The organism is Klenkia terrae, from assembly GCF_900491935.1.
Taxonomy (GTDB): Bacteria; Actinomycetota; Actinomycetes; order Mycobacteriales; family Geodermatophilaceae; genus Klenkia; species Klenkia terrae.
Genome location: NZ_UEXK01000004.1, coordinates 82,678 through 105,512 on the forward strand (window position 1 = coordinate 82,678; position 22,835 = coordinate 105,512).

At 75.3% G+C, this 22,835-nt stretch carries 21 protein-coding genes; 2 read left to right on the plus strand and 19 right to left on the minus strand.

What is annotated here, in order from left to right; all coding sequences use genetic code 11:
• Positions 1-17: 17 nt before the first annotated feature.
• The 4 genes from acs to def are packed head-to-tail and all read right to left on the minus strand — an operon-like array spanning position 18 to position 4,876.
• Positions 18-1,964: an acetate--CoA ligase gene (gene acs / locus LFA75_RS00600; RefSeq protein ID WP_225231842.1), complete on the minus strand. Its 1,947-nt coding sequence runs from the start codon at positions 1,962-1,964 to the stop codon at positions 18-20.
• 4 nt (positions 1,965-1,968) lie between these two features.
• Complete coding sequence (locus LFA75_RS00605) at positions 1,969-3,309, minus strand: RsmB/NOP family class I SAM-dependent RNA methyltransferase (RefSeq protein WP_225231843.1); 1,341 nt, start codon at positions 3,307-3,309, stop codon at positions 1,969-1,971.
• Positions 3,288-4,376 carry a methionyl-tRNA formyltransferase gene (locus tag LFA75_RS00610; RefSeq protein WP_318250064.1) on the minus strand — a complete coding sequence of 363 codons (1,089 nt, stop codon included), beginning with the start codon at positions 4,374-4,376 and terminating at the stop codon, positions 3,288-3,290. The genes LFA75_RS00605 and LFA75_RS00610 overlap by 22 nt, the downstream gene beginning before the upstream one ends.
• Entirely contained in the window at positions 4,325-4,876 is a 552-nt protein-coding gene (def, locus tag LFA75_RS00615) for a peptide deformylase (protein ID WP_225231844.1), read from the minus strand. The genes LFA75_RS00610 and def overlap by 52 nt, the downstream gene beginning before the upstream one ends.
• A 51-nt stretch (positions 4,877-4,927) precedes the next feature.
• Between def and LFA75_RS00620 the strand changes: the two genes are divergently transcribed.
• Positions 4,928-5,431, plus strand: coding sequence for a hypothetical protein (locus tag LFA75_RS00620; RefSeq protein WP_225231845.1), 504 nt, complete (start codon positions 4,928-4,930; stop codon positions 5,429-5,431).
• On the opposite strand, the gene LFA75_RS00625 is transcribed toward LFA75_RS00620, so the two are convergent.
• From LFA75_RS00625 to pyrR, 14 genes are all read right to left on the minus strand, one after another.
• Positions 5,428-7,380, minus strand: coding sequence for a primosomal protein N' (locus LFA75_RS00625; RefSeq protein WP_225231846.1), 1,953 nt, complete (start codon positions 7,378-7,380; stop codon positions 5,428-5,430). The two genes, LFA75_RS00620 and LFA75_RS00625, sit on opposite strands and share 4 nt — an antisense overlap.
• A gap of 31 nt (positions 7,381-7,411) precedes the next feature.
• Positions 7,412-8,617, minus strand: a complete 1,206-nt coding sequence (gene metK / locus LFA75_RS00630; protein WP_225231847.1) for a methionine adenosyltransferase — start codon at positions 8,615-8,617, stop codon at positions 7,412-7,414.
• An 88-nt stretch (positions 8,618-8,705) separates the two neighbouring features.
• Entirely contained in the window at positions 8,706-9,920 is a 1,215-nt protein-coding gene (coaBC, locus tag LFA75_RS00635) for a bifunctional phosphopantothenoylcysteine decarboxylase/phosphopantothenate--cysteine ligase CoaBC (RefSeq protein ID WP_225231848.1), read from the minus strand.
• A 76-nt stretch (positions 9,921-9,996) separates the two neighbouring features.
• Entirely contained in the window at positions 9,997-10,260 is a 264-nt protein-coding gene (rpoZ, locus tag LFA75_RS00640) for a DNA-directed RNA polymerase subunit omega (RefSeq protein WP_014741310.1), read from the minus strand.
• Between the two features lie 46 nt (positions 10,261-10,306).
• Entirely contained in the window at positions 10,307-10,876 is a 570-nt protein-coding gene (gmk, locus tag LFA75_RS00645; RefSeq protein ID WP_225231849.1) for a guanylate kinase, read from the minus strand.
• Positions 10,877-10,911: 35 nt separating this feature from the next.
• On the minus strand, positions 10,912-11,238 hold the full coding sequence (gene mihF, locus LFA75_RS00650) for an integration host factor, actinobacterial type (protein WP_091245213.1): 327 nt from the start codon (positions 11,236-11,238) through the stop codon (positions 10,912-10,914).
• Positions 11,239-11,454: 216 nt separating this feature from the next.
• A complete protein-coding gene (gene pyrF, locus LFA75_RS00655; protein WP_225231850.1) occupies positions 11,455-12,336 on the minus strand; it encodes an orotidine-5'-phosphate decarboxylase in 882 nt (293 codons plus the stop codon).
• Positions 12,333-13,331, minus strand: coding sequence for a dihydroorotate dehydrogenase (locus LFA75_RS00660; RefSeq protein ID WP_225231851.1), 999 nt, complete (start codon positions 13,329-13,331; stop codon positions 12,333-12,335). The genes pyrF and LFA75_RS00660 overlap by 4 nt, the downstream gene beginning before the upstream one ends.
• Positions 13,328-14,386 carry an iron-sulfur cluster-binding protein gene (locus tag LFA75_RS00665; RefSeq protein ID WP_225231852.1) on the minus strand — a complete coding sequence of 353 codons (1,059 nt, stop codon included), beginning with the start codon at positions 14,384-14,386 and terminating at the stop codon, positions 13,328-13,330. Before LFA75_RS00665 ends, LFA75_RS00660 begins: the two co-directional genes overlap by 4 nt.
• Positions 14,383-17,718, minus strand: coding sequence for a carbamoyl-phosphate synthase large subunit (gene carB / locus LFA75_RS00670; RefSeq protein ID WP_225231853.1), 3,336 nt, complete (start codon positions 17,716-17,718; stop codon positions 14,383-14,385). Before carB ends, LFA75_RS00665 begins: the two co-directional genes overlap by 4 nt.
• Positions 17,705-18,820 carry a glutamine-hydrolyzing carbamoyl-phosphate synthase small subunit gene (gene carA / locus LFA75_RS00675; protein ID WP_225231854.1) on the minus strand — a complete coding sequence of 372 codons (1,116 nt, stop codon included), beginning with the start codon at positions 18,818-18,820 and terminating at the stop codon, positions 17,705-17,707. Before carA ends, carB begins: the two co-directional genes overlap by 14 nt.
• On the minus strand, positions 18,817-20,100 hold the full coding sequence (locus LFA75_RS00680) for a dihydroorotase (protein ID WP_225231855.1): 1,284 nt from the start codon (positions 20,098-20,100) through the stop codon (positions 18,817-18,819). Before LFA75_RS00680 ends, carA begins: the two co-directional genes overlap by 4 nt.
• Positions 20,097-21,014: an aspartate carbamoyltransferase catalytic subunit gene (locus LFA75_RS00685; RefSeq protein WP_225231856.1), complete on the minus strand. Its 918-nt coding sequence runs from the start codon at positions 21,012-21,014 to the stop codon at positions 20,097-20,099. Before LFA75_RS00685 ends, LFA75_RS00680 begins: the two co-directional genes overlap by 4 nt.
• Positions 21,007-21,585 carry a bifunctional pyr operon transcriptional regulator/uracil phosphoribosyltransferase PyrR gene (gene pyrR, locus LFA75_RS00690; RefSeq protein ID WP_225231857.1) on the minus strand — a complete coding sequence of 193 codons (579 nt, stop codon included), beginning with the start codon at positions 21,583-21,585 and terminating at the stop codon, positions 21,007-21,009. Before pyrR ends, LFA75_RS00685 begins: the two co-directional genes overlap by 8 nt.
• Positions 21,586-21,817: 232 nt before the next feature.
• Here pyrR and bldD point away from each other — a divergent pair, with 232 nt between their 5' ends.
• Positions 21,818-22,357 (plus strand): transcriptional regulator BldD, encoded by a 540-nt coding sequence (gene bldD, locus LFA75_RS00695; RefSeq protein ID WP_225231858.1) that lies wholly within the window; start codon positions 21,818-21,820, stop codon positions 22,355-22,357.
• 70 nt (positions 22,358-22,427) lie between these two features.
• Here the strand turns inward: bldD and nusB are convergent, their stop codons facing one another.
• The gene (gene nusB, locus LFA75_RS00700; RefSeq protein WP_225231859.1) at positions 22,428-22,835 is read right to left on the minus strand and encodes a transcription antitermination factor NusB; all 408 of its coding nucleotides are present in this window, start codon (positions 22,833-22,835) and stop codon (positions 22,428-22,430) included.

Here is a 22,835-nt window from a genome sequence, read left to right on the forward strand (position 1 = left end):
ACGCGTCGCCCGAGGGCTCAGCCGCCCCCGGGCCGGGCCTCGACGTGGGCGGTCCAGGCCCGCTGCACCACGCCCAGGGCCGCCGGGTCGGTGAGCGAGGTGGTGTCGCCACCGGCGCGGCCGGCGGTCAGGTCGGCGACGAGCCGGCGCATGATCTTGCCCGAGCGGGTCTTGGGCAGGTCGGTGACCACGACGACCTCCCGCGGCTTGGCCACCGCCCCCACCCGGGCGGCCACGTGCGCCCGCAGCTCCGCGGCCAGGCCGGTGTCGTCGGCCCCGGGGGCGTCGCGGGTGATCACGAACGCGACGATCCGCTGGCCGGTCACGTCGTCCGGTGCGCCGACGACCGCGGCCTCGGCGACCCGGGGGTGCGACACCAGGGCCGACTCCAGCTCGATGCTGCTCAGCCGGTGCCCGGAGATGTTCAGGACGTCGTCGATCCGGCCGCCGATCCAGATGTAGCCGTCCTCGTCGCGCGACGCCGAGTCCCCGGCCAGGTACCAGCCCTGGGCCGCGTAGGGCGCCCAGTAGGAGGACACGAACCGGTCGTGGTCGCCCCACACCGTGCGGGCCATCCCCGGCCAGGGCGCGGTGATGACCAGGTTGCCCTCCACCCCCGGCGGGGTCTCCACCCCGGCGTCGTCGACGACGGTGGCCGACATCCCCGGCAGCGGCACGGTGGCCGACCCGGGCTTGGTGGTGGTGACCCCCGGGAGGGGTGCCACGACGGCGGCCCCGGTCTCGGACTGCCACCAGGTGTCCACCACCGGGCACCGACCGCCGCCGACGTGCTCGTGCAGCCAGCGCCAGGCCTCGGGGTTGATCGCCTCGCCCACCGAGCCGAGCAGCCGCAGGGAGGACAGGTCGTGGCCGGCCGGCAGCTCGGGCCCGTGCTTCATGAACGTGCGCACCAGCGTCGGCGCCGTGTAGTAGGTCGACACCCGGTACCGCTCGATGACCTCGAAGTGCCGCCCGGGGTGCGGGGTCAGCGGGCTGCCCTCGTAGACGACCTGGGTGGCGCCGTTGGACAGCGGGCCGTAGAGGACGTAGGTGTGCGCGGTGACCCAGGCCAGGTCGGCCTGGCACCAGTAGACGTCGTCGGGCTTGAGGTCGAACACAGCCCAGTGCGTCCAGCTGGCGTGGGTGAGGTAGCCACCGGTGGTGTGCACCAGGCCCTTGGGGCGCCCGGTCGTGCCCGAGGTGTAGACGATGAACAGCGGGTGCTCGGCGTCGAACGACGCCGCCTCGTGCTGCGTCGACTGCCCGGCCAGCAGCTCGTGCCACCAGACGTCGCGGCCCGGTGTCCACGGCACGTCGGTCTCGCCGGTGCGGCGGACGACGAGCACGTGCTCGACGTGGTCCAGCCCGGCCACCGCCTCGTCGGCGGCGGCCTTCACCCCGACCGCGCGGCCGCGGCGGAACTGACCGTCGGAGGCGATGAGCAGCTTGGCCCCGGTGTCGGCGACCCGGAACCGCAGGGCGTCGGCGGAGAACCCGCCGAACACCAGGCTGACCACCGCACCGATCCGGGCGCAGGCCATCGTGGCGACGACCGTCTGGACCAGCACCGGCAGGTAGAGCACGACCCGGTCGCCGGCCCCGATCCCGAGCTCGGTGAGCCCGTGGGCCAGCCGGCAGACGTCGTCCTGCAGCTGGGCGTAGGTGACCGTGCGCCGGTCGCCGGGCTCGCCCTCCCAGTGCATCGCCACCCGGTCGCCGTGGCCGGCGTCGACGTGCCGGTCGACGCAGTTGACCGCGACGTTGAGCCGGCCGCCGCCGAACCACCGGGCGGTGGGCCACTGCGCGTCGCCGAAGACGGTGTCCCAGGGCCGGTCCCACCGCAGCCGCCCGGCCTGCTCCGCCCAGAAGGCGAACGGGTCCGCGGCGGCCTCGGCGTACACCTCGGGTCCGACGTTGGCCTGCGCCGCGAACCCCGGGGGCGGCGGGTGACCGGCGACGACCACCGGGTCAGACCCGGCGCAGGAGGGCCACGAACATGGCGTCGGTGCCGTGCCGGTGCGGCCACAGCTGCCAGGCGTCGCCGCGGGCGGCGTCGGGCACCCCGGGGAACAGCGGGGCGACCGGCAGCACCTCGACGTCGTCCCGGGCCGCCGCGGCCGCGACGACGTCCACGGTCTCGGCGGTGTGCGGCGAGCAGGTCACGTAGGCGACCACGCCACCGGGCCGGACGGCGGCCAGCGCGGCGGTCAGCAGCTCGCCCTGCAGCTCGGCCAGCTGCGGGACGTCGTCGGCGGTGCGCCGCCAGCGGACCTCGGGACGGCGGCGCAGCGCGCCCAGCCCGGTGCACGGCGCGTCCAGCAGCACCCGGTCGAAGGAACCCGGCTCCCAGGGGCCGGACCGGCCGTCGGCGACGAGCACCTCGACGTCCTCGGCGTCGCGCAGCGCGGAGGCGACCAGGCCGACCCGGTGCTCGGACCGGTCGGCGGCGGTCAGCCGCACCCCGTCCGGCCGGACCGCGGCCAGCAGCGCGGACTTCCCGCCGGGCCCGGCGCACATGTCCAGCCAGGCCGCGTCCGGGCCCTCCAGCGGGGCCCGCACCAGGGCCAGCGCGGCCAGCTGGGAGCCCTCGTCCTGCACGCCGGCCGCACCGGAGCGCACGTCGTCGAGCAGGCCGGGGTCCCCGCCCTCCAGCCGGACCGCGTAGGGCGACCAGGGGCCGGGCAGGCCGTCCGACGCCGCGATCAGCGAGGCGCGGTCCACCGACCGGGCGACCAGGTGCACCTCGGGTGCCTCGTCGTCGGCCAGCAGCGCCGCCTCGAGCTCGGCCTCCGCCCCCGGTCCGTCGGCACCCAGCGCGTCGCGCCAGGCGGCCACGATCCACAGCGGGTGGTCGGTGAGGAGGGCGAGCCGGTCGTCGCCGGTGACGTCCAGCGCGGCGACCCACTCCTCGCGGGTGCCGCCGGCGGCCACCTTGCGCAGCACGGCGTTGACCAGGCCGGAGGCGCCGGTGCCGACGATCGCCCGGGCCAGGGCCACCGTGGTGTCCACCGCGGCGTGCGCCGGCACCCGCAGGTCGATGATCTGGTAGGCGCCCAGCCGCAGCAGGTCCAGCAGCTTGGGGTCCAGCTCGGCCAGCGGGCGGGAGACCAGGCCGGTGAGGATCGCGTCCAGCGTCCCGGTCGCGCGCAGCGTGCCGTAGGCGAGCTGGGTGGCGAACGCGGCGTCCCGGGGACGCAGGTCGGCCGACCGCTCGCGCAGCAGCTGGGGCAGCAGCAGGTTCGCGTAGGCGGCCCGCGCCGAGACGCCCTCCAGCACGTCGTAGGCGGTCAGCCGGGCACCGTCGAGCACCGGGCGGACCCGGCGGCTCTCCGGTCGCTGCTGCGTCGTCCGCGGACCGGCGGGCCGGCCGCCCGGTCCGTGTCGTCGTCCAGCGGAGGGCACGCGCCCACCCCCTCGCCGTCGGTCGGCCGGGCGCCGCGCGCCCAGTCCGCCGCCGGCAGCATCTTCTTGCCGGCCGGCTGGACCAGGCCCAGCCGCACCGATCCCCGGCCGGTGCCCACCAGGACACCGCTCGGGCCCACCGACACCTCGCCGGGGGCCAGCCCCAGCGCGGTCGGCAGCGGCTCGACCGGGCCCAGCCGCAGCCGGTCACGGCGCCACGTCGTCCAGGCGCCGGGGGCCGGGGTCACCCCGCGCACCCGCCGGTCCACCACGTGCGCCGGCAGCGACCAGTCGACCGCGGCGTCGGCGGTCTCGACCTTGGGGGCCAGCGAGACGCCGTCGGCGGGCTGCGGCTGGGGCACGAGCGACCCGTCGGCGATGCCGTCCAGGGTGGCCACCAGCAGGCCCGCGCCGGAGACGGCGAGGCGGTCCAGCAGGTCACCGGCGGTGTCGCGCGGGCCGACCGGCTCGGTGACGACCCCGTAGACGGGGCCGGTGTCCAGGCCCTGCTCGAGCCGGAAGGTGGCGGCACCGGTGAGCTCGTCGCCGGCCATCACGGCGTGCTGCACCGGGGCCGCACCGCGCCAGGCGGGCAGCAGCGAGAAGTGCAGGTTGACCCAGCCGTGCACCGGGACGTCCAGCGCCGCCGGCGGGACCAGCGCGCCGTAGGCGACCACGGGCGCGCAGTCGACGCCGAGGCCGGCGAAGGTCTCCAGGAAGGCGGGGTCGCGGGGCGAGGGCGGCTGCAGCACCGGGATGCCGGCCTCGTCGGCCCGCACGGCCACCGGGGAGCGGACCTCGCGGCGGCCCCGCCCGGCCCGGGCATCGGGCCGGGTCAGCACCGCGACCACCTCGTGGTCGCTGGCCAGCAGGGCCTCCAGCGACGGGACGGCGGGCGCCGGGGTGCCGGCGAAGAGGAGCTTCAGTGCGGGCTCACCTTGACGACGGGGACCGGCTCGCCCTGCGGCAGCCAGGCGGCGTGGCCCTGCCACTCGGCGGCGCCGAGCACGTCCAGGGCGGCCGCGCGGGCCTCGGCGTCCAGCCGGTCCACGAACAGGACGCCGTCCAGGTGGTCGGTCTCGTGCTGGATGGCCCGGGCCAGCTTGTGCGAGCCCTCCACGCGCAGCGGCTCGCCGTGCATGTCCCAGCCGGTGGCCGCGACGGTGAGGTGCCGGCGGCAGTCGAACCGGAAGCCCGGGATCGACAGGCAGCCCTCGGCGTCGACCTCGGTCTCCTCCCCCACCGGGACGACGTCGGGGTTGACCAGGTGGCCGACCTCGCCGTCCACGTACCAGGTGAAGACCCGCAGGCCCACGCCGATCTGCGGGGCGGCCAGACCGGCGCCGCCGGCGGCGTGCATGGTCTCGGTCAGGTCGGTGACCAGCCGGCGCAGCTCGGCGTCGAAGTCGACGACGGGCGCGGCCGGGCTGCGCAGCACCGGGTCGCCCATGATCCGGATCGGGGTGACGCTCACCGGTCGAGCTTAGAAGAAGGACCCCGGGGCTCCCCGTGGGTACCGTGGGGCATGGCCACCGGTACCCGCCACCGCGCCCGCGCCCTCGTCAGCAGCGCCCTCGACGGAGTCCTCGTCGGCGCCGCCGAGGCAGCCCTGGACCACCCCAAGCGGTCGCCCGCCCGGCGCCGCACCTACCTGGTCATCGGCGGGGCCCTGCTGACCGACGCCCTGGTCGGCGAGCTGCCGACCGTGCGGGCGATCGCCGCCGGCCGGCCCCCGCGCCCGGTCGAGCCGGCCCAGCAGCAGCTGGCCATGGCCGCCGGGCTGGTCTCGGCCGGCTGGGGCGCGCTGGTCACCGTCGTGGACGGTCCGCTGGCCCGGGTGCTCGCGCGCCGCGGGGTGGCCCGCCCGCACCTCGCCCTGGGCATCGCGACCGGGGTGGTGACGGCGGTGTCCACGCTGCCCATGTGGTGGCGGCGGGGCACGCTGCGGATCCGGGACGACGCCCGCGCCGCCGCCGAGGCCGCCGACCTGGCCGCCTGGGAGGCCGAGCTGGCGGCGGTGGACCGCTAGAGCTCGGTCGGGTCCAGCTGGACCCGGACGTGCTCGGGGGCCTTGCGGGCTGACCGCACGCCCTGGACGTCGGCCAGCGCCCGGGCCAGGGCCACGCCGTCGGCGCGGGGCACCCGCACCAGGTAGCGCTCCCCCGCCTCGTGCCCGGGCCGGGGCGGCTCGGGCACCGGCCCCAGCACGTCGGCACCCGGCGGCAGCCGCAGCAGCTCGAGGAACTCCGCCAGCCCGGCCGGTGACGCCGACAGCGCGGCCAGCCGGGTCACCGGCGGGAAGCCGAGCTCGCGCCGGTCGGCCAGCTCGCGGGCGGCCAGCCCCGCCGGGTCCCAGCGCACCAGCGCCTGGGCGACCGGGTGCGAGGCGTCGGCGGCCAGCACGACCTGCCCCCCGGCACCGGCCGGGCGCACCAGCGCCGCGGCGTTCAGCCAGCGGCGCAGCGTCTCCTCGGCGGCCCGCAGGTCGGGCCGGCCCAGCAGCGCCCAGGAGTCCAGCAGCAGGGCCGCGCCGTACCCGCCCTCGACCACCGGCTCGGCCCCCGGCGTGGCCACGACGACCGCCGGGCCGGCCTCCCCCGTGGCCAGCACGGAGCCGCGTCCGCTGCCCCGGACCGCCGCACCCGGGAACGCCCGGCCCAGCTCCTCGGCGGTGCGGGCCGACCCGACCACCGAGGCGCGCAGCTTGGTCCCGTGGCAGTGCGGGCAGTCGAAGGTCGCCGCCGGGCGGGCGCACCACCGGCAGGCGGCGACGCGCTGTCCCCCCGGGGACGGCGCCGAGGCGACGCCCAGCGGTCCCGCGCAGTGCCGGCAGCGCGCGGGTGCCCGGCAGCGGTCGCAGACCAGCCCGGGGGCGTACCCGGCCCGCGGAACCTGCACCAGCACGGGCGCACCGGCGGCCAGCGCCTCCCGGGCCACCCGGAACGCCAGGGAGGGCAGCCGGGCGGTGCGGGCGGCCGGGTCCCGGGCCAGCTCGGAGTCCGCGCCCAGGGCCTGCACCCGCGGCGCCGCGGACCGCAGGACGGCCCGGTCGGCGACCAGCTCGTGCGCCCACCCGGACTCGACCAACAGCGCGGCCTCGGCGGTCCGGGCGGTCGCGGCCACCACCGCCGAGCAGCCGGCCAGGTGCGCCCGCTGCACCAGGACGTCGCGGGTGTGCGGGTAGGGCGCCCGGGGTTCGGCGTGCAGGTCGTCGCCGTCGTCCCAGACCACCACCAGGCCCAGGTCGCGGACCGGGGCGAACATCGCTGCGCGGGTGCCCAGCACGACCTGGGCGGTGCCGCGGGAGACCGACAGGAACCGGCCGTAGCGGGTGTCGGGGGCCGAGTCGGCCCGCAGCACTGCGACGGCGTCCTTGGGCAGCTCCAGGGCGGCAGCGGCGGCCAGCCGGTCGAGGTCCTTGCCGTCGGGGACGACGACCAGTGCGCCGCGCCCGCCGGACAGCGCAGCGCGGCACAGCTCCACCAGCCGGGCCGGCCAGTCCTCGCCGGGCAGCGCGGTCCACACCGCCCGCACCGGCCGGCCCAGCGCGATGGCCTCCAGGAACTCCGGGCCGGTCGGGTACCGGGCGAACCCGGCCGGGTCCGGCGGCCCGGGCAGCGCCGGGGACTCCCCCACCGGCCGCTTCTCCGGCGCGCCCCGCCGCGGGGGCAGCGCGAGCCGGAGGACGTCGGTCAGGCTGCCGGCGTACCGGTCGGCCACCACCCGGGCGAGCTCGGCGACCTCGGGGGTGAGCACCGGCTCGCCGGAGACCACCTTGGCCAGCGGCGCGAGCTTGCCGGTGTGCTCGGTCGTCGTCCCCACGTCGAGGACGACGCCGTCGACCAGCCGGCCGGCGAACCGGACCCGGACCCGGCAGCCCGCGACGACGTCGTCGGCCAGCTCCTCGGGCACCGTGTAGTCGAAGGGCCGGTCCAGGTGCGCCAGGGGGACGTCGACGACCACCCTGGCGACCCGCACCGGCCCATCGTGCCCGGGGGCACCGACAGGATCAGACGGCAGCGCGCAGCGCCTCGACGCGGTCGGTCCGCTCCCAGGGGAGGTCGAGGTCCGTGCGGCCGAAGTGGCCGTAGGCCGCGGTCGGGCCGTAGATCGGCCGGAGCAGGTCCAGGTCGCGCACGATGGCGCCCGGGCGCAGGTCGAACACCGTGGTGATCGCCTTCTCCAGCACGTCGTCGGCGACCGTGCCGGTGCCGAAGGTCTCCACGAACAGGCCGACCGGGCTGGCCGCGCCGATCGCGTAGGCCACCTGCACCTCGCAGCGGCGGGCCAGGCCCGCGGCGACGACGTTCTTGGCCACCCAGCGCATCGCGTAGGCGGCCGAGCGGTCCACCTTCGACGGGTCCTTGCCGGAGAAGGCGCCGCCGCCGTGCCGGGCCATGCCGCCGTACGTGTCCACGATGATCTTGCGGCCGGTGAGGCCGGCGTCGCCCATCGGGCCGCCGATGACGAACTTGCCGGTGGGGTTCACCAGCAGCCGGTGCCCGGTGGTGGGCAGGCCGAGGGCGGCGAGCTCGGGCTGGACCACGAGCTCCTCGATGTCGGGGGTCAGCAGCGTCTCGATCGAGATGTCCTCGGCGTGCTGGGAGGACACGACCACGGTGTCCACGCCGACCGGCCGGTCGTCCTCGTAGACCACGGTGACCTGGGTCTTGCCGTCGGGGCGCAGGTAGGGCACCGACCCGTCCTTGCGGACCGCGGACAGCCGCTTGGCCAGCCGGTGGGCCAGCGCGATCGGCAGCGGCATCAGCTCGGGGGTCTCGTCGCTGGCGTAGCCGAACATCAGGCCCTGGTCGCCGGCGCCCTGGCTGGCGATGAGGTCCTCGGCGGCGGCGGCGCGGTCGGCGGCACCGGTGCGGGTCTCGTAGCCGACGTCGACGCCCTGCGCGATGTCCGGGGACTGCGCGCCGAGGGAGACGCTGACGCCGCAGGAGGCGCCGTCGAAGCCCTTGCGGGAGGAGTCGTAGCCGATCCGCAGGATGGTCTCGCGGACGACCTTGGCGATGTCGACGTAGCCGGCGGTGGTGACCTCGCCGGCGATGTGCACCTGACCGGTGGTGATCATCGTCTCGACGGCGACCCGGCTGCGCGGGTCCTGGGTGAGCATCTCGTCGAGGATGGCGTCGCTGATCTGGTCGGCGATCTTGTCGGGGTGTCCCTCGGTGACCGACTCGGACGTGAACAGGCGACGTGCCACTCGGTGCTCCCTGGGGTGTGCTGGGTCGGGTCCCGCGTGTGCGCGGCCTCGATGGGGCGTTCGCGGTGCGGGCGCCCGACGGATGAGGCTACCGGCGGGTCGCGGATCGGGCAGCGACGGCGTCCCAGATGCCGGCGGCGACGACGTCCTTGCTGCCGGCCGGGACCTCGGTGAACCCGCCGTCGGCGGCCAGCACGGTGACCGCGTTGTCCGGCCGGCCGAAGACCTGGCCGCCGGAGACGTCGTTGACCACCAGCAGGTCGCAGCCCTTGCGGGCCAGCTTGGCGCGGGCGTGGCCGAGCACGTCGTCGTCGGCGTCCCCGGTCTCGGCGGCGAAGCCGACGACCAGCTGCCCGACCGGGCGGGCGGCCACCAGCTCGGCCAGCACGTCGGGGTTGCGGGTCAGCGGGACGGCGGTCGGCTCGCTCCCGCTGCCCTTCTTCATCTTGGCCCCGGCGACCTCGGTCGGCCGGAAGTCGGCGACCGCGGCCGCCATGACCACCACGTCGGCGTCGGGGGCGTGCCCGGCCATCGCGGTCCGCAGCTCCTCGGCGGAGCCGACCGGGACCACCCGGCAGCCGAAGGGCGCGGCGTCGTCCACGTTGGCCGCCACCAGGGTGACCTCGGCGCCGCGGGCCGCGGCGACCCGGGCCAGCGCCCAGCCCTGCCGGCCCGAGGACCGGTTGCCCAGGAACCGGACCGGGTCCAGCGGCTCCCGGGTGCCCCCGGCGCTGATCAGCACCCGGCGGCCGGCGAGGTCCTGGCGCAGCGAGCCGCCGGCCAGCACCACGTCCAGCAGCGCGGCGACGTCGGCGGGCTCGGGCAGCCGGCCCGGGCCGGAGTCCGGCCCGGTGAGCCGGCCGACGGCCGGCGGCAGCACCAGCGCGCCGCGGCGGCGCAGGGTGGCCACGTTGTCCTGGGTGGCGGGGTGCAGCCACATCTCGGTGTGCATGGCCGGCACGAAGACCACCGGGGCCGCGGTGGCCAGCAGGGTGGCGGTCAGCAGGTCATCGGCCCGGCCGGCCGCGGCGCGGGCCAGCAGGTCGGCGGTGGCCGGGGTGACCACGACCAGGTCGGCGGTCTGGCCGATGCGCACGTGGGCGACCTCGGGGACGTCGTCCCAGACCTCGGTGCTCACCGGGTTGCCGCTCAGCGCCTCGAAGGTGGCCGCGCCGACGAACCGAAGCGCCGAGGCGGTGGGCACCACCCGGACGTCGTGGCCCCGCTCGGTCAGCGCACGCAGCAGCAACGCCGACTTGTAGGCGGCGACCCCGCCGCCGACCCCCAGCACGATGCGGCTCATGCGCCCATCTTCCCCAGGGACGACGAAACCCCCGGCCGCGGGGCCGGGGGTTTCCTCACAACGGGGGTGTCGGCGTTCAGTTCTCGCCGGCGGTGTGGGTCAGCAGGCCCTCGTTGATCTCGCGCAGCGCGATCGAGAGGGGCTTCTCCTGGGGGGCGGTGTCGACCAGCGGGCCGACGTACTCCAGCAGGCCCTCGGAGAGCTGGCTGTAGTAGGCGTTGATCTGGCGGGCCCGCTTGGCCGCGTAGATGACCAGGCCGTACTTGCTGCTGGTGCGCTCGAGCAGCTCGTCGATCGGCGGGTTGGTGATGCCCTCGGGGGCAGGTGCGACTCCGGACACGGGCGGGTGAGCTCCTCGGTAGGACGGGTTGCGCGGGGGGCGATCGTCAGCCCGCGGGTGGCGCAGTCAGCAAGAGTACCAACTCGTCCGCGGCGCGGGCCAGGTCGTCGTTGACGACCACCACGTCGTAGTCGTCGACGGCGGACATCTCCGACCGCGCGATGGCCAGCCGGCGCTCGATGACCTCCGGCGGCTCGGAGCCGCGACCGGTCAGCCGGACGGCCAGCTCCTCGAACGTGGGCGGGGCCAGGAAGACCAGCTGGGCGTCAGGGGCGGTGGCCCGGACCTGGCGCGCGCCCTGCATCTCGATCTCCAGCAGGGCCGGCAGACCGAGGGCCAGCTGCTCCTCGACCGGCCCGCGGGGGGTGCCGTAGCGGTTGCCCGCGTACTCGGCCCACTCCAGCAGCCCGTCGTGGGCGACCAACCAGTCGAAGTGCTCGGCGTCGACGAACAGGTAGTGCTCGCCGTCCACCTCGCCGGGCCGGGGGGCCCGGGTGGTCACCGACACCGACACCCACACCTCGGGGTGGCGGCGGCGGACCTCGGCGACCACGGTCCCCTTCCCCACCCCCGAGGGTCCCGACAGCACCGTCAACCGGGCGCGCGGGGCGGCCACGTCGGGCGTTCCTCGGAGGGGGGTGGGGACGGGGCTCAGGCGGACTGCTCGCCGGCGAACTCGGCCTCCAGCGCCTTGCGCTGGTTGGCACCGAGCCCGCGGACCCGGCGGGTCGGCGAGATCTCCAGGCGCTCCATGATCTTGGCGGCGCGGGCCTTGCCGACGCCGGGCAGCGACTCCAGGACGGCGGAGACGCGCATCTTGCCGATGATCTCGTCGGTCTCGCCCTGCTTGAGGACGTCACCGACGGTGGTGCCCTTGCCCTTGAGCTTCTCGCGGAGCTCGGCACGGACCTTGCGGGCGGCAGCGGCCTTCTCGAGGGCTGCGGCGCGCTGTTCGGGGGTCAGCTGAGGAAGGGGCACGGGGCAACCCAATCGTTTCTCTGCCGGCGGTGGTGACCGTCGGTGGCGGATCTCGGTGTGTGGGGGGTCGAGCAGGGGGCCGTGGCCCGGGCTGCTCGAGGCCTGGGCGTCAACCTAGTCACCCGGGGACGGCCTGGTCACCGGCACCCGGTGCGCCGGCGCCGCCCGCGGTGTGCTGGGCCGCGTCCCCCGGTCCCGGGTCGATGTGACGCTGCGTCATACCGCCAGCTCAGCGGCCCACCGCTGTGCAGCGCCGCGGAGGGCGGCGACGTCCGGACCGGTTCCGAGGACATCCCGGGAGACCGTGGGGACGACGGCCCGGCCGGCGCCGAACAGCCGCCGCAGGTCGGCCGGGGTGCCGCCCTGGGCGCCCAGCCCGGGGGCCAGCACCGGCCCGCGCAGGCCGTCGAGGTCGACGTCCAGCTCGGCCAGGGTGGCGCCCACGACCACGCCGAAGGAGCCGGTGTGCGCCCCCCACCGGCCCTGCAGGTCCGCGTGCGCCCCGGGGTCCGGTGCCGGGTCACCGACCAGCCAGCCCGGGTCGTTCCAGCCGGCGACGGTGTCCACCACCGCCTGGGCGACGGTGCGGCCGTCGGCCAGGCGGGCGTGCTGGAAGGTGGCCGCGTCCGGGTTCGACGTGCGGGCCAGCACGAACAGCCCGCCACCGTGCGCGCGGGCGGTGCGCACGGCCGGCTCCAGCGACCCCGGGCCGAGGTAGGGGCTCACGGTGAGCGCGTCGACCTGCATCGGGTGCCCCGGTGCCAGCACGTCGGCGTAGCCGGCCATGGTGGAGCCGATGTCGCCGCGCTTGGCGTCCAGCAGCACCAGGGCGCCCGCCGCCCGGCAGGTCGCCACGGCGTCCTCCAGGACCAGCAGGCCGCGGGCGCCGTGCCGCTCGTAGAACGCCGACTGCGGCTTCAGCACCGCCACCGTGCCGGCCAGCGCCTCGACCACCGCGTCGGTGAACCGGCGCAGGCCCTCGACGTCGTCGGTCAGCCCCCAGGCGGCCAGCAGCTCGGCGTGCGGGTCGATGCCCACGCACAGCGGCCCGCGGCGGGCCACGGCGTCGGCCAGCCGCGCCCCGAACGGCGCGGTCACCGGCCGTGCCGTCCGGCCGGCACCTCGTCGGGGGCCCGGTGGGCGTAGCCGACCGCGTCGGCCAGCCGGCCGAACCCGCGCTCGCCCAGCGCCTCGGCGAGCTCGGCGTGGATCCGGGCCGGGGCCGACGGGTCGTTGAAGACCGCGGTGCCCACCGAGACCGCACCGGCACCGGCGAGGATGAACTGCAGGGCGTCCAGGCCGGTCCGGATGCCGCCCATGCCCAGGATCGGCACGTTGGGCAGCGCGGCGTGCACCTGCCATACGCAGCGCAGCGCGACCGGCCGGATCGCCGGACCGGACAGCCCGCCGGTGACCCCGCCGAGCACCGGCCGCATCGTGTCCGGGTCGATGACCAGGCCGAGCAGCGTGTTGATCATCGACAGGCCGTTGGCGCCGGCGTCGGCGCACGCCCGGGCCACCGCGACGATGTCGGTGACGTCGGGGGTGAGCTTGGCGTAGACCGGGTGCGCCGGGTCGGCGGCCTCCCGCACGGCGGCGACCACCGCGGCCGAGGCGTCGGGGTTGCAGGCGAACACCTCGCCGCGGCTCTCCACGTTCGGGCAGGAGATGTTGACCTCGATGCCCAGCACGCCGGGGGCCCCGCGCAGCCGGGCGGCCAGCTCGGCGAAGTCCTCGGTGCGGGCACCGGCGATCGACACGAAGGACCGGACGCCGCGCTCGGCCAGCCAGGGCAACTCGTCCTCCAGCAACCCGTCGATGCCCGGGCCCTGCAGGCCGATCGAGTTGATCATCCCGCTGGGGGTCTCGGCCATCCGCGGGGTGGCCCGCCCCGACCGCGGCCGCAGCTGCACCGACTTGGTGACCACCGCACCGATCGAGGTGAGGTCGAAGAACGGGTCGAGCTCCCGGCCGAACGCCGAGCAGCCCGAGGCGGTCAGCACCGGGCTGACCAGCGGGACGCCGCCGACGGAGGCCTGCATGTCGACGCTGGGCACCTCGACCTCGGCCAGCTCGAGCTCGGGCAGGGTCACGGCGTCTCCCCCGTCGGGGCGGTCGGGTGGGCCGCGGTGTCGGCACCGGGCTCGGCGGACGGCTCGGGCTCGGGGGCCTCGTCGAGAGCAGGGGCGTCGGGCGGGTGCGGCAGCGCCATCGCGTCGGCGCCGACCAGGTCCGGGGGCAGCGTGCCGACGTCGGCGAACCGCACCCGGTCGCCGGCGAAGACCGGTCCCTCCACGCAGGACCGGGCGAAGCGGGACCGGCCGTCGGCGCCGACCACCGGCAGCACGCAGGTCATGCAGACCCCGACCCCGCAGGCCATGGACTCCTCCACGGCCACCCAGGAGGGCACCCCGCGGTCGGTGGCCAGCCGGGCCACCGCGGCCAGCATCGGCATCGGCCCGCAGGCGTAGACGGCGCCGGCGCCGCTGACCAGGTCGGCGACCGGACCAGTCACCCGGCCCGGCCGGCCGGCGCTGCCGTCGTCGGTGGTGACCACGAAGGGGGCGGCGACCGCGGCGAGGTCCTCCACCGAGCACAGCCGGGCCGCGTCGCCGGCACCGACGACCGCGGCCACCTCGTGCCCGCGGGAGCGCAGCAGGCCACCGAGGCCCACCAGGGCGGCCGCGCCGTAGCCGCCGCCGACCAGCAGCGTCGGCGTGCCCGGCGGGGGCAGCGGGAACGGTCGGCCCAGCGGGCCCACCACGTCCACCTCGTCGCCCGGGCGCAGCCCGGCCAGCCAGGTCGACCCGGCCGCGCGGGCGCTGACGACCACGGAGAACCGGCCGTCGCCGACCCCGGCGATGGCGATCGACCGGCGCAGCAGCATGGCCGAGGTCGGCCCCCCGACGGCGAACGCCACGAACTGGCCCGGCTGGGCCACCTCGGCGATGTCGGGGGCCTCCAGGGTCAGCTCGGTGTAGGCGCTGACCGGCCGGGAGCCGACCACCACGGCCAGGCCCTGCACCGGGGCGTGCTCGGCCGGCGGGGCCGGCTCGCCCAGCGGCTCGGTGCGGGACCCCGGGACCGGCGGCAGCACCCGGTCGCCCGAGGGCAGCTGCACCAGGCGGGTGCCCGACCCCTCGGTCACGACAGCGCCCCGGCCCGGCTGGCCGCCAATGCCTCGGCGCGGCTCGCCGCGAGGGCGGCGTGCAGGTCCTGCAGGCTGCGCACCCCGATGTCACCCCGGCGGAGGGACTCGACGCCCTGCACCGCGGCCGCCATGCCCTGGACCGTGGTGATGCACGGGATCCCGGCGGTCACCGCGGCCGTGCGGATCTCGTAGCCGTCCAGCCGTGGCCCGGAGTTGCCCGGGGCGCCGAACGGGGTGTTGACCACCATGTCGACCTCCCCGGCCAGGATCGCCTCGACCACGTTGCCCGGCCCGTCGGAGTACTTGCCGACCACCGTGCAGGGCACGCCGTTGCGGCGCAGCACCTGTGCGGTGCCGGCGGTGGCCAGCACGGTGAAGCCGAGGTCGGCCAGCCGCTTGACCGGGAAGACCGCCGAGCGCTTGTCCCGGTTGGCCAACGACACGAACACCGTGCCCTCGGTGGGCAGCGACCCGTAGGCGGCGGCCTGGGACTTGGCGAAGGCGGTGCCGAACTCGGCGTCCAGGCCCATCACCTCACCGGTGGACTTCATCTCCGGGCTGAGCACCGTGTCCACGCCCATGCCGTCGATGGTGCGGAACCGGTTGAACGGCAGCACCGCCTCCTTGACCGCGATCGGGGCGTCGTCGGGGGTGTCGGTGCCGTCGCCGGTGGCCGGCAGCACCCCGGCGGCCCGCAGCTGGGCGATGGTCTCCCCCACCGCGATCCGGGCCGCCGCCTTGGCCAGCGGCACCGCGGTCGCCTTGGACACGAACGGCACGGTGCGGCTGGCCCGCGGGTTGGCCTCCAGCACGTAGAGGACGTCGTCCTTGAGCGCGTACTGCACGTTCATCAGCCCGCGCACCCCGATCCGCGCGGCCAGCTTCTGCGTCGCAGCGCGGATGGCGTGCAGGTCGGTGGACCCCAGCGTGATCGGCGGCAGCGCGCACGCCGAGTCGCCGGAGTGGATGCCGGCCTCCTCGATGTGCTCCATGACCCCGCCCAGGTACAGGTCGGTGCCGTCGTAGAGCGCGTCGACGTCGATCTCCACGGCGTCCTCGAGGAACCGGTCGATCAGCACCGGGTGGTCCGGGCTCACGTCGGTGGCCTTGGCGAGGTAGGCCTCCAGCGTGGCGTCCTCGTAGACGATCTCCATGCCGCGCCCGCCCAGCACGTAGGACGGGCGGACCAGCACCGGGTAGCCGATCGACGCGGCGATCTCGCGGGCCTCGTCGAACCGGAACGCGGTGCCGTGCTTGGGCGCCGGCAGACCGGTGTCGGCCAGCACCCGGGAGAACTCGGCGCGGTCCTCGGCGGCGTCGATGGCCTCCGGGGCGGTGCCCAGCACGGGCACCCCGGCGTCCTTGAGCCGCTGGGCCAGCGCCAGCGGCGTCTGCCCGCCCAGGGTGCAGATGACCCCGGCGACCGGGCCGGCGGCGCGCTCGGCCTCGACGACCTCGAGCACGTCCTCGAAGGTGAGCGGCTCGAAGTACAGCCGGTCGGCGGTGTCGTAGTCGGTGGAGACGGTCTCGGGGTTGCAGTTGACCATCACCGCCTCGTAGCCGGCGTCCTGCAGGGCCAGCACGGCGTGCACGCAGGAGTAGTCGAACTCGATGCCCTGCCCGATCCGGTTGGGCCCCGAGCCGAGGATCAGCACCGCCGGCTTCGTGCGCGGGGCGACCTCGGTCTCCTCGTCGTAGGTCGAGTAGTGGTAGGGCGTGGTCGCGGCGAACTCGGCGGCGCAGGTGTCCACGGTCTTGTAGACCGGCCGGATGCCCAGCCGCCAGCGCAGCGTGCGGACGCCGTCCTCGCCGGCCAGCTCCGGGCGCAGCGCAGCCACCTGGCGGTCGCTGAGGCCGTGCCGCTTGGCCCGGCGCAGCAGCTCGGGGGTCAGCGAGGGCGCCTCCCGGACCGCGGCGCCGATCTCGGTCACCTGCAGCACCTGGTCGACGAACCAGGGGTCGAAGCCGGACGCCTCGGCGACCGCCTCGACGGTGGCGCCGGCGGCCAGGGCGCGCTCGGCGACGTAGAGCCGGCCGTCCAGCGGGGTGCGCAGCTGCTCGACCAGCTCCTCGGCGGTGGCCTCGGGCTGGGCGGGGCCGGTCCAGAAGCCGACCTGCGGGGTCTCGGTGGACCGCATCGCCTTGCCCAGGGCCTCGGTGAAGTTGCGGCCCATGCTCATGACCTCGCCGACGCTCTTCATCGTCGTGGTGAGCCGGGGGTCCGCGCCGGGGAACTTCTCGAAGGCGAACCGCGGGATCTTGACCACGACGTAGTCCAGCGTCGGCTCGAACGCCGCCGGGGTCACCTTCGTGATGTCGTTGGTGATCTCGTCCAGGGTGTAGCCGATGGCCAGCTTGGCGGCGATCTTGGCGATCGGGAAGCCGGTCGCCTTGGAGGCCAGCGCGCTGGACCGGGAGACCCGCGGGTTCATCTCGATGACGACCAGGCGCCCGTTCTCCGGGTTGACCGCGAACTGGATGTTGCAGCCGCCGGTGTCCACGCCGACCGCGCGGAGCACGGCGATGCCGACGTCGCGCATGTGCTGGTACTCGCGGTCGGTCAGCGTCATCGCCGGGGCCACGGTCACCGAGTCACCGGTGTGCACGCCCATCGCGTCGATGTTCTCGATGGAGCAGACGACGACCACGTTGTCGGTGTGGTCGCGCATCAGCTCGAGCTCGTACTCCTTCCAGCCCAGCACCGACTCCTCGATCAGGACGGTGTGGACCGGGGAGTCGGCCAGGCCGTGCCCGGCCATCCGGCGGAGCATGGCCTCGTCGGTGGCGAACCCCGAGCCCAGCCCGCCCATGGTGAAGCTGGGCCGGATGACGACCGGGTAGCCGACCTCGGCGGCGGTGGCCAGGGCCTCCTCGACGGTGCCGCAGACCGTCGAGCGCGGGGCGTCGGCGCCGATCGACCGGACGATGTCCTTGAACAGCTGCCGGTCCTCGCCGCGGTTGATCGCCTCGGCGTCGGCGCCGATCAGCCGGACGCCGTACTTCTCCAGCACCCCGTTCTCCTGCAGCGCCAGCCCCAGGTTCAGGGCGGTCTGGCCGCCCAGGGTGGCCAGCAGCGCGTCGGGGCGCTCGGCGGCGATGACCTTCTCGACGAACTCCGGGGTCAGCGGCTCGATGTAGGTGGCGTCGGCCACCTCGGGGTCGGTCATGATCGTCGCCGGGTTGCTGTTGACCAGGCTGACCCGCAGGCCCTCGGCCTTGAGCACCCGGCAGGCCTGGGTCCCGGAGTAGTCGAACTCGCAGGCCTGGCCGATGACGATCGGGCCGGACCCGATCACCATCACGTGCGAGATGTCGTCACGCTTCGGCACGGTTGTCCTCCATCAGGTCCACGAAGCGCTGGAAGAGCGGGGCCGCGTCGTGCGGACCGGCCGCGGCCTCGGGGTGGAACTGCACGCTGAACGCCGGCACGTCGAGGCAGCGCAGGCCCTCGACCACCTGGTCGTTGAGCCCGACGTGGCTGACCTCGACCCGCCCGTAGGGGGTGTCCGACGCCCGGTCCAGCGGGGCGTCGACGGCGAAGCCGTGGTTCTGGCTGGTGACCCGCACCGAGTCGGTGACCCGGTCCAGCACGGGCTGGTTGAGCCCGCGGTGGCCGAAGGGCAGCTTGTAGGTGCCCAGCCCCAGCGCGCGGCCGAGGATCTGGTTGCCGAAGCAGATGCCGAACAGCGGCCGGCGGGCGTCCAGCACGCCCTTGACGGCGTCCACGGCGTAGTCGCTGGCCGCCGGGTCGCCGGGGCCGTTGGACAGAAAGACGCCGTCCGGGCCGGCGGCCAGCAGCTCGGCCGCGGTGGCCGTGGCCGGCAGCACGTGCGTCTCGACGCCCAGCTCGGCCAGGTGCCGGGGCGTGGCCGCCTTGATGCCCAGGTCCAGCGCCGCGATCGTGTACTTCTTCTCCCCCACCGCCGGGACGACGTAGGCCGCCTCGGTGGTGACCTCCGGGGCCAGGTCCGCACCGCTCATCGACGGCGCCGCGAGCACCTGGGCCAGCAGCGCGTCGGCGTCCAGCACCTCGGTGGAGATGCCGACCCGCATCGCGCCGCGGTCACGCAGGTGCCGGGTCAGCGCCCGGGTGTCCACCCCGCTGATGCCCACCACGCCGTTGGCGACCAGCTCGTCGTCCAGGGTGCCGGTGGAGCGCCAGTTGGCCGGCCGGCGGGCCGGGTCGCGCACCACGAACCCGGCGACCCAGATCCGGCGGGACTCGTCGTCCTCGCCGTTGACCCCGGTGTTGCCGATGTGCGGGGCGGTCATCACGACCACCTGGCGGTGGTAGCTGGGGTCGGTCAGCGTCTCCTGGTAGCCGGTCATCCCGGTGGAGAACACCGCCTCGCCGACCGTCGTCCCGGTCGCCCCGTAGGACTCGCCGCGGAACGCGCGGCCGTCCTCGAGCACGAGCAGCGCTTCACTCACTTCTGGACCTTCCCGTCGAGGACCGACAGTTCTCCGCGCAGCAGCGTGTGCACCACGCGGGCGGGCAGCTCGCGCCCGGCGTAGGGGCTGTTGCGGCTCTTGCTGGCCAGCGCGGCCGGGTCGACCACCGCGCGGGCGGAGGGGTCCAGCAGCACCAGGTTGGCCGGCTCGCCGACCGCGATCGGCCGGCCCTGCCCGGCCAGCCGGCCGATCTGCGCGGGCCGCACCGACATCCGGTCGGCCACCTCGCGCCAGGTCAGCAGCCCGGTGTCGACCATCGTGTCGACGACGACGCTCAGCGCCTGCTCCAGCCCGAGCATCCCGGGCCGGGCCGCGGACCACTCGCACTCCTTGTCCTCGCCGGCGTGCGGGGCGTGGTCGGTGGCGACGGCGTCGATCGTGCCGTCGGCCAGCCCGGCCCGCAGCGCCGCGACGTCCTCGGCGGTGCGCAGCGGCGGGTTCACCTTGAACGTGGCGTCGTAGCCCTCGGCCTGGGCGTCGGTGAGCAGCAGGTGGTGCGGGGTGACCTCGGCGGTGACCTGCACCCCGCGGGACTTGGCCCACCGGATCAGCTCCACCGAGCCCGCCGTCGAGACGTGGCAGACGTGCAGCCGGGCGCCGACGTGCTCGGCCAGCAGCACGTCGCGGGCGATGATCGCCTCCTCGGCGACCGCGGGCCAGCCGGTCAGCCCGAGGCGGGCGGAGCGGGCGCCCCCGGGCATCTGGGCGCCGACGGGCAGCCGGGGCTCCTCGGCGTGCTGGGCGACGACGCCGTCCAGCGCCTTGACGTACTCCAGCGCCCGGCGCATGAGCGCGGGGTCCGAGACGCACTTGCCGTCGTCGGAGAACACCCGCACCCGGGCGGCGCTGTCGGCCATCGCGCCGAGCTCGGCCAGCTGCTCGCCGCCCAGCCCGACGGTCACCGCGCCGACCGGGACGACGTCGACCAGCCCGGCGTCGTTGCCCAGCCGCCAGACCTGCTCGACGACGCCGGCGGTGTCGGCCACCGGGTCGGTGTTGGCCATCGCGTGGACGGCGGTGAAGCCGCCCAGCGCCGCGGCCCGGGAGCCGGTGAGCACCGTCTCGGTGTCCTCCCGGCCGGGCTCGCGCAGGTGGGTGTGCAGGTCGACCAGCCCGGGGAGGACGACGAGGCCGGTCGCGTCGATCGTGTCGGCCGTCGTGGACAGCGACTCCCCGATCGCGGCGATCACGCCGTCCTTGACCAGGATGTCGACGGCGTCCTCGCCGTAGGGCCGGGCGCCCTTCAGGAGCAGGGTCATGCGGGGCCTCCGAGCAGCAGGTAGAGGACGGCCATGCGCACGCTGACGCCGTTGCCGACCTGCTCGACGATCGTCGAGCGGGGTGAGTCCGCGACGTCCGCGGCGATCTCCATGCCGCGGTTCATCGGGCCGGGGTGCATGACGATCGCGTCGTCGCCGAGCTTGGCCATGCGGGTGGCGTCCAGGCCGTAGCGGCGGCTGTACTCCCGGGCCGACGGGAAGAACGACGCGTTCATCCGCTCGGCCTGCACGCGCAGCATCATCACCACGTCGGCCTGCGGGAGGACGGCGTCCAGGTCGTAGCTGACCCTCACCGGCCAGGACCCGACGCCGACGGGCAGCAGGGTCGGCGGGGCGACCAGGGTGACCTCGGCGCCCAGCGTGTGCAGCAGCCAGACGTTGGACCGGGCCACCCGGCTGTGCAGCACGTCGCCGGTGATGACCACCTTGACGCCCTCCAGCCGGCCCAGCCGCTGCCGGATCGTGTAGGCGTCCAGCAGGGCTTGGGTGGGGTGCTCGTGGGTGCCGTCGCCGGCGTTGACCACGCTGCCGGCCACCCAGGTGGCCAGCCGGTGCGGGGCGCCGGAGGACCCGTGCCGCACGACGATGCCGTCGGCACCCATCGCCTCCAGGGTCAGCGCGGTGTCCTTGAGGCTCTCGCCCTTGGAGACGCTGGAGCCCTTGGCGGAGAAGTTGATGACGTCGGCGCTCAACCGCTTGGCGGCCAGCTCGAAGCTGATCCGGGTGCGGGTGGAGTCCTCGAAGAACAGGTTGACCACGGTGCGCCCGCGCAGGGTGGGCAGCTTCTTGACCTCGCGGCCGGCCAGCGCGGACTCGATCTGGGCGGCGGTGTCGAGCACCAGGGTGGCGTCGGAGCGGTCCAGGTCGGCGGACTCGAGCAGGTGCCTACGCATCGGTGACGGTCACCCCGTCCTCGCCGTCGACCTCGGCCAGCCGCACCCGGACCTGCTGGGTGCGCGACGTCGGCACGTTCTTGCCCACGAAGTCGGCCTTGATCGGCAGCTCCCGGTGCCCCCGGTCGACCAGTACGGCCAGCTGGACGGCGCGCGGGCGGCCGACGTCGCGCAGGCCGTCCAGGGCGGCCCGCACCGAACGGCCGGAGAAGAGCACGTCGTCGACCAGGACGACGAGCCGGCCGTCGATGCCGGCGTCGGGCAGCCGGGTGTCCTCCAGCGCACGGACGCCGCGGGTGCGCAGGTCGTCGCGGTACAGGGTGATGTCCACCGTGCCCACGTCGACGGCGGTCCCGGTGAACGCCTCGATCCGGGCGGCCAGCCGGCGGGCCAGCGGGGCGCCGCGGGTGGGGATGCCGACCAGGACGAGGTCGGCCAGGCCGTCACCGGTCGTGGTGGAGCCGGCCGCGCGCTCGATGAGCTGGTGGGCCATCCGGTCCACCACCCGCGTCACGTCGTCGGCGGTGAGCAGTGGTTGGCCTGAGGTGGATCCGGGCACGGCGTCGGTCAAGGTCGATGGCTGTGGTTCGTGCAGCACCATCAGGCCTCCTTCCCCGCCTCACGGGACGGGTCGTTAAAGGAGTGGTTTGGTCCACCGAGGACGCTAGCGCACGGCCCGATGTGACCTGCATCGGTCGGTCCTCACCCGTCCGAGGTGCTCGACGTGCTGTGCACCACCGATATCGAGTACTCTCCGTCACCAGCAGGCGCCACATCCGACGACACTGAGTGAGCAGGACACGATGAGCACCGACTACTCCCGAGCGCTGGGCGCTCGCCTCCGGGCGATCCGGAACCAGCAGGGTCTCTCGCTGCAGGGTGTCGAGGACAAGTCGCACGGCCGCTGGAAGGCCGTCGTCGTCGGGTCCTACGAGCGGGGGGACCGCGCGGTGACCGTGCAGCGGCTCTCCGAGCTCGCGGTGTTCTACGGCGTCCCGGTCGCCGAGCTGCTGCCCGACCCGCGGCCCAGCTCCGCGATCACCAAGTCCACCAAGATCGTGCTGAACCTGGAGTCGCTGGGCTCGCTGCCCGCCGACGAGGCCGGCCCGCTGGCCCGCTACGCCTCGACCATCCAGGCCCAGCGGCACGACTACAACGGCAAGGTGCTGTCCATCCGCACCGAGGACCTCAAGTCGCTGGCGATCATCTACGACATGAGCCCGGACGAGCTGACCACCCGGCTGATCGAGTGGGGCGTGCTCTCCCCCGGCGCCGACGGCAGCATCTACACCGACGAGGACGAGACCGAGGACTGGGGCGACCGCCGCCGCAACCCCCGCTGAGCACACCCACGCACGACGAAGGGCCCCTCCCGGTGCGGGAGGGGCCCTTCGTCGTCTGTCAGCCCGTGGCTCAGCTGGTGGGGATCTGCGCCTGCAGGACGCCGCTGAGCACGCCGTTGACGTAGCCGGACGAGTCGTCGGTGGACAGGCTCTTGGCCAGCTCCACCGCCTCGTCGATGACCACCGCGTCGGGGACGTCCTCGACCCAGAGCAGCTCGAAGACCGCCATCCGCAGGATCGCGCGGTCCACGTCGGGCAGCCGGTCCAGCGACCAGCCCTGCGCGTGCTCCTCGATCAGCCGGTCGATGTCGGCCGAGTGCTCGACCACGCCCTCGACCAGCCGGACGGTGTGCTCGCCGATCGGCGGCTGGCCGTCGGCGATCCGCTCGCGCAGCAGCGGGAGGATGTCGCCGCCGCGCAGGTCGGCCTCGTAGAGGACGTCGACCGCGCGCTTGCGCGCCTTGGAACGGGCAGCCAT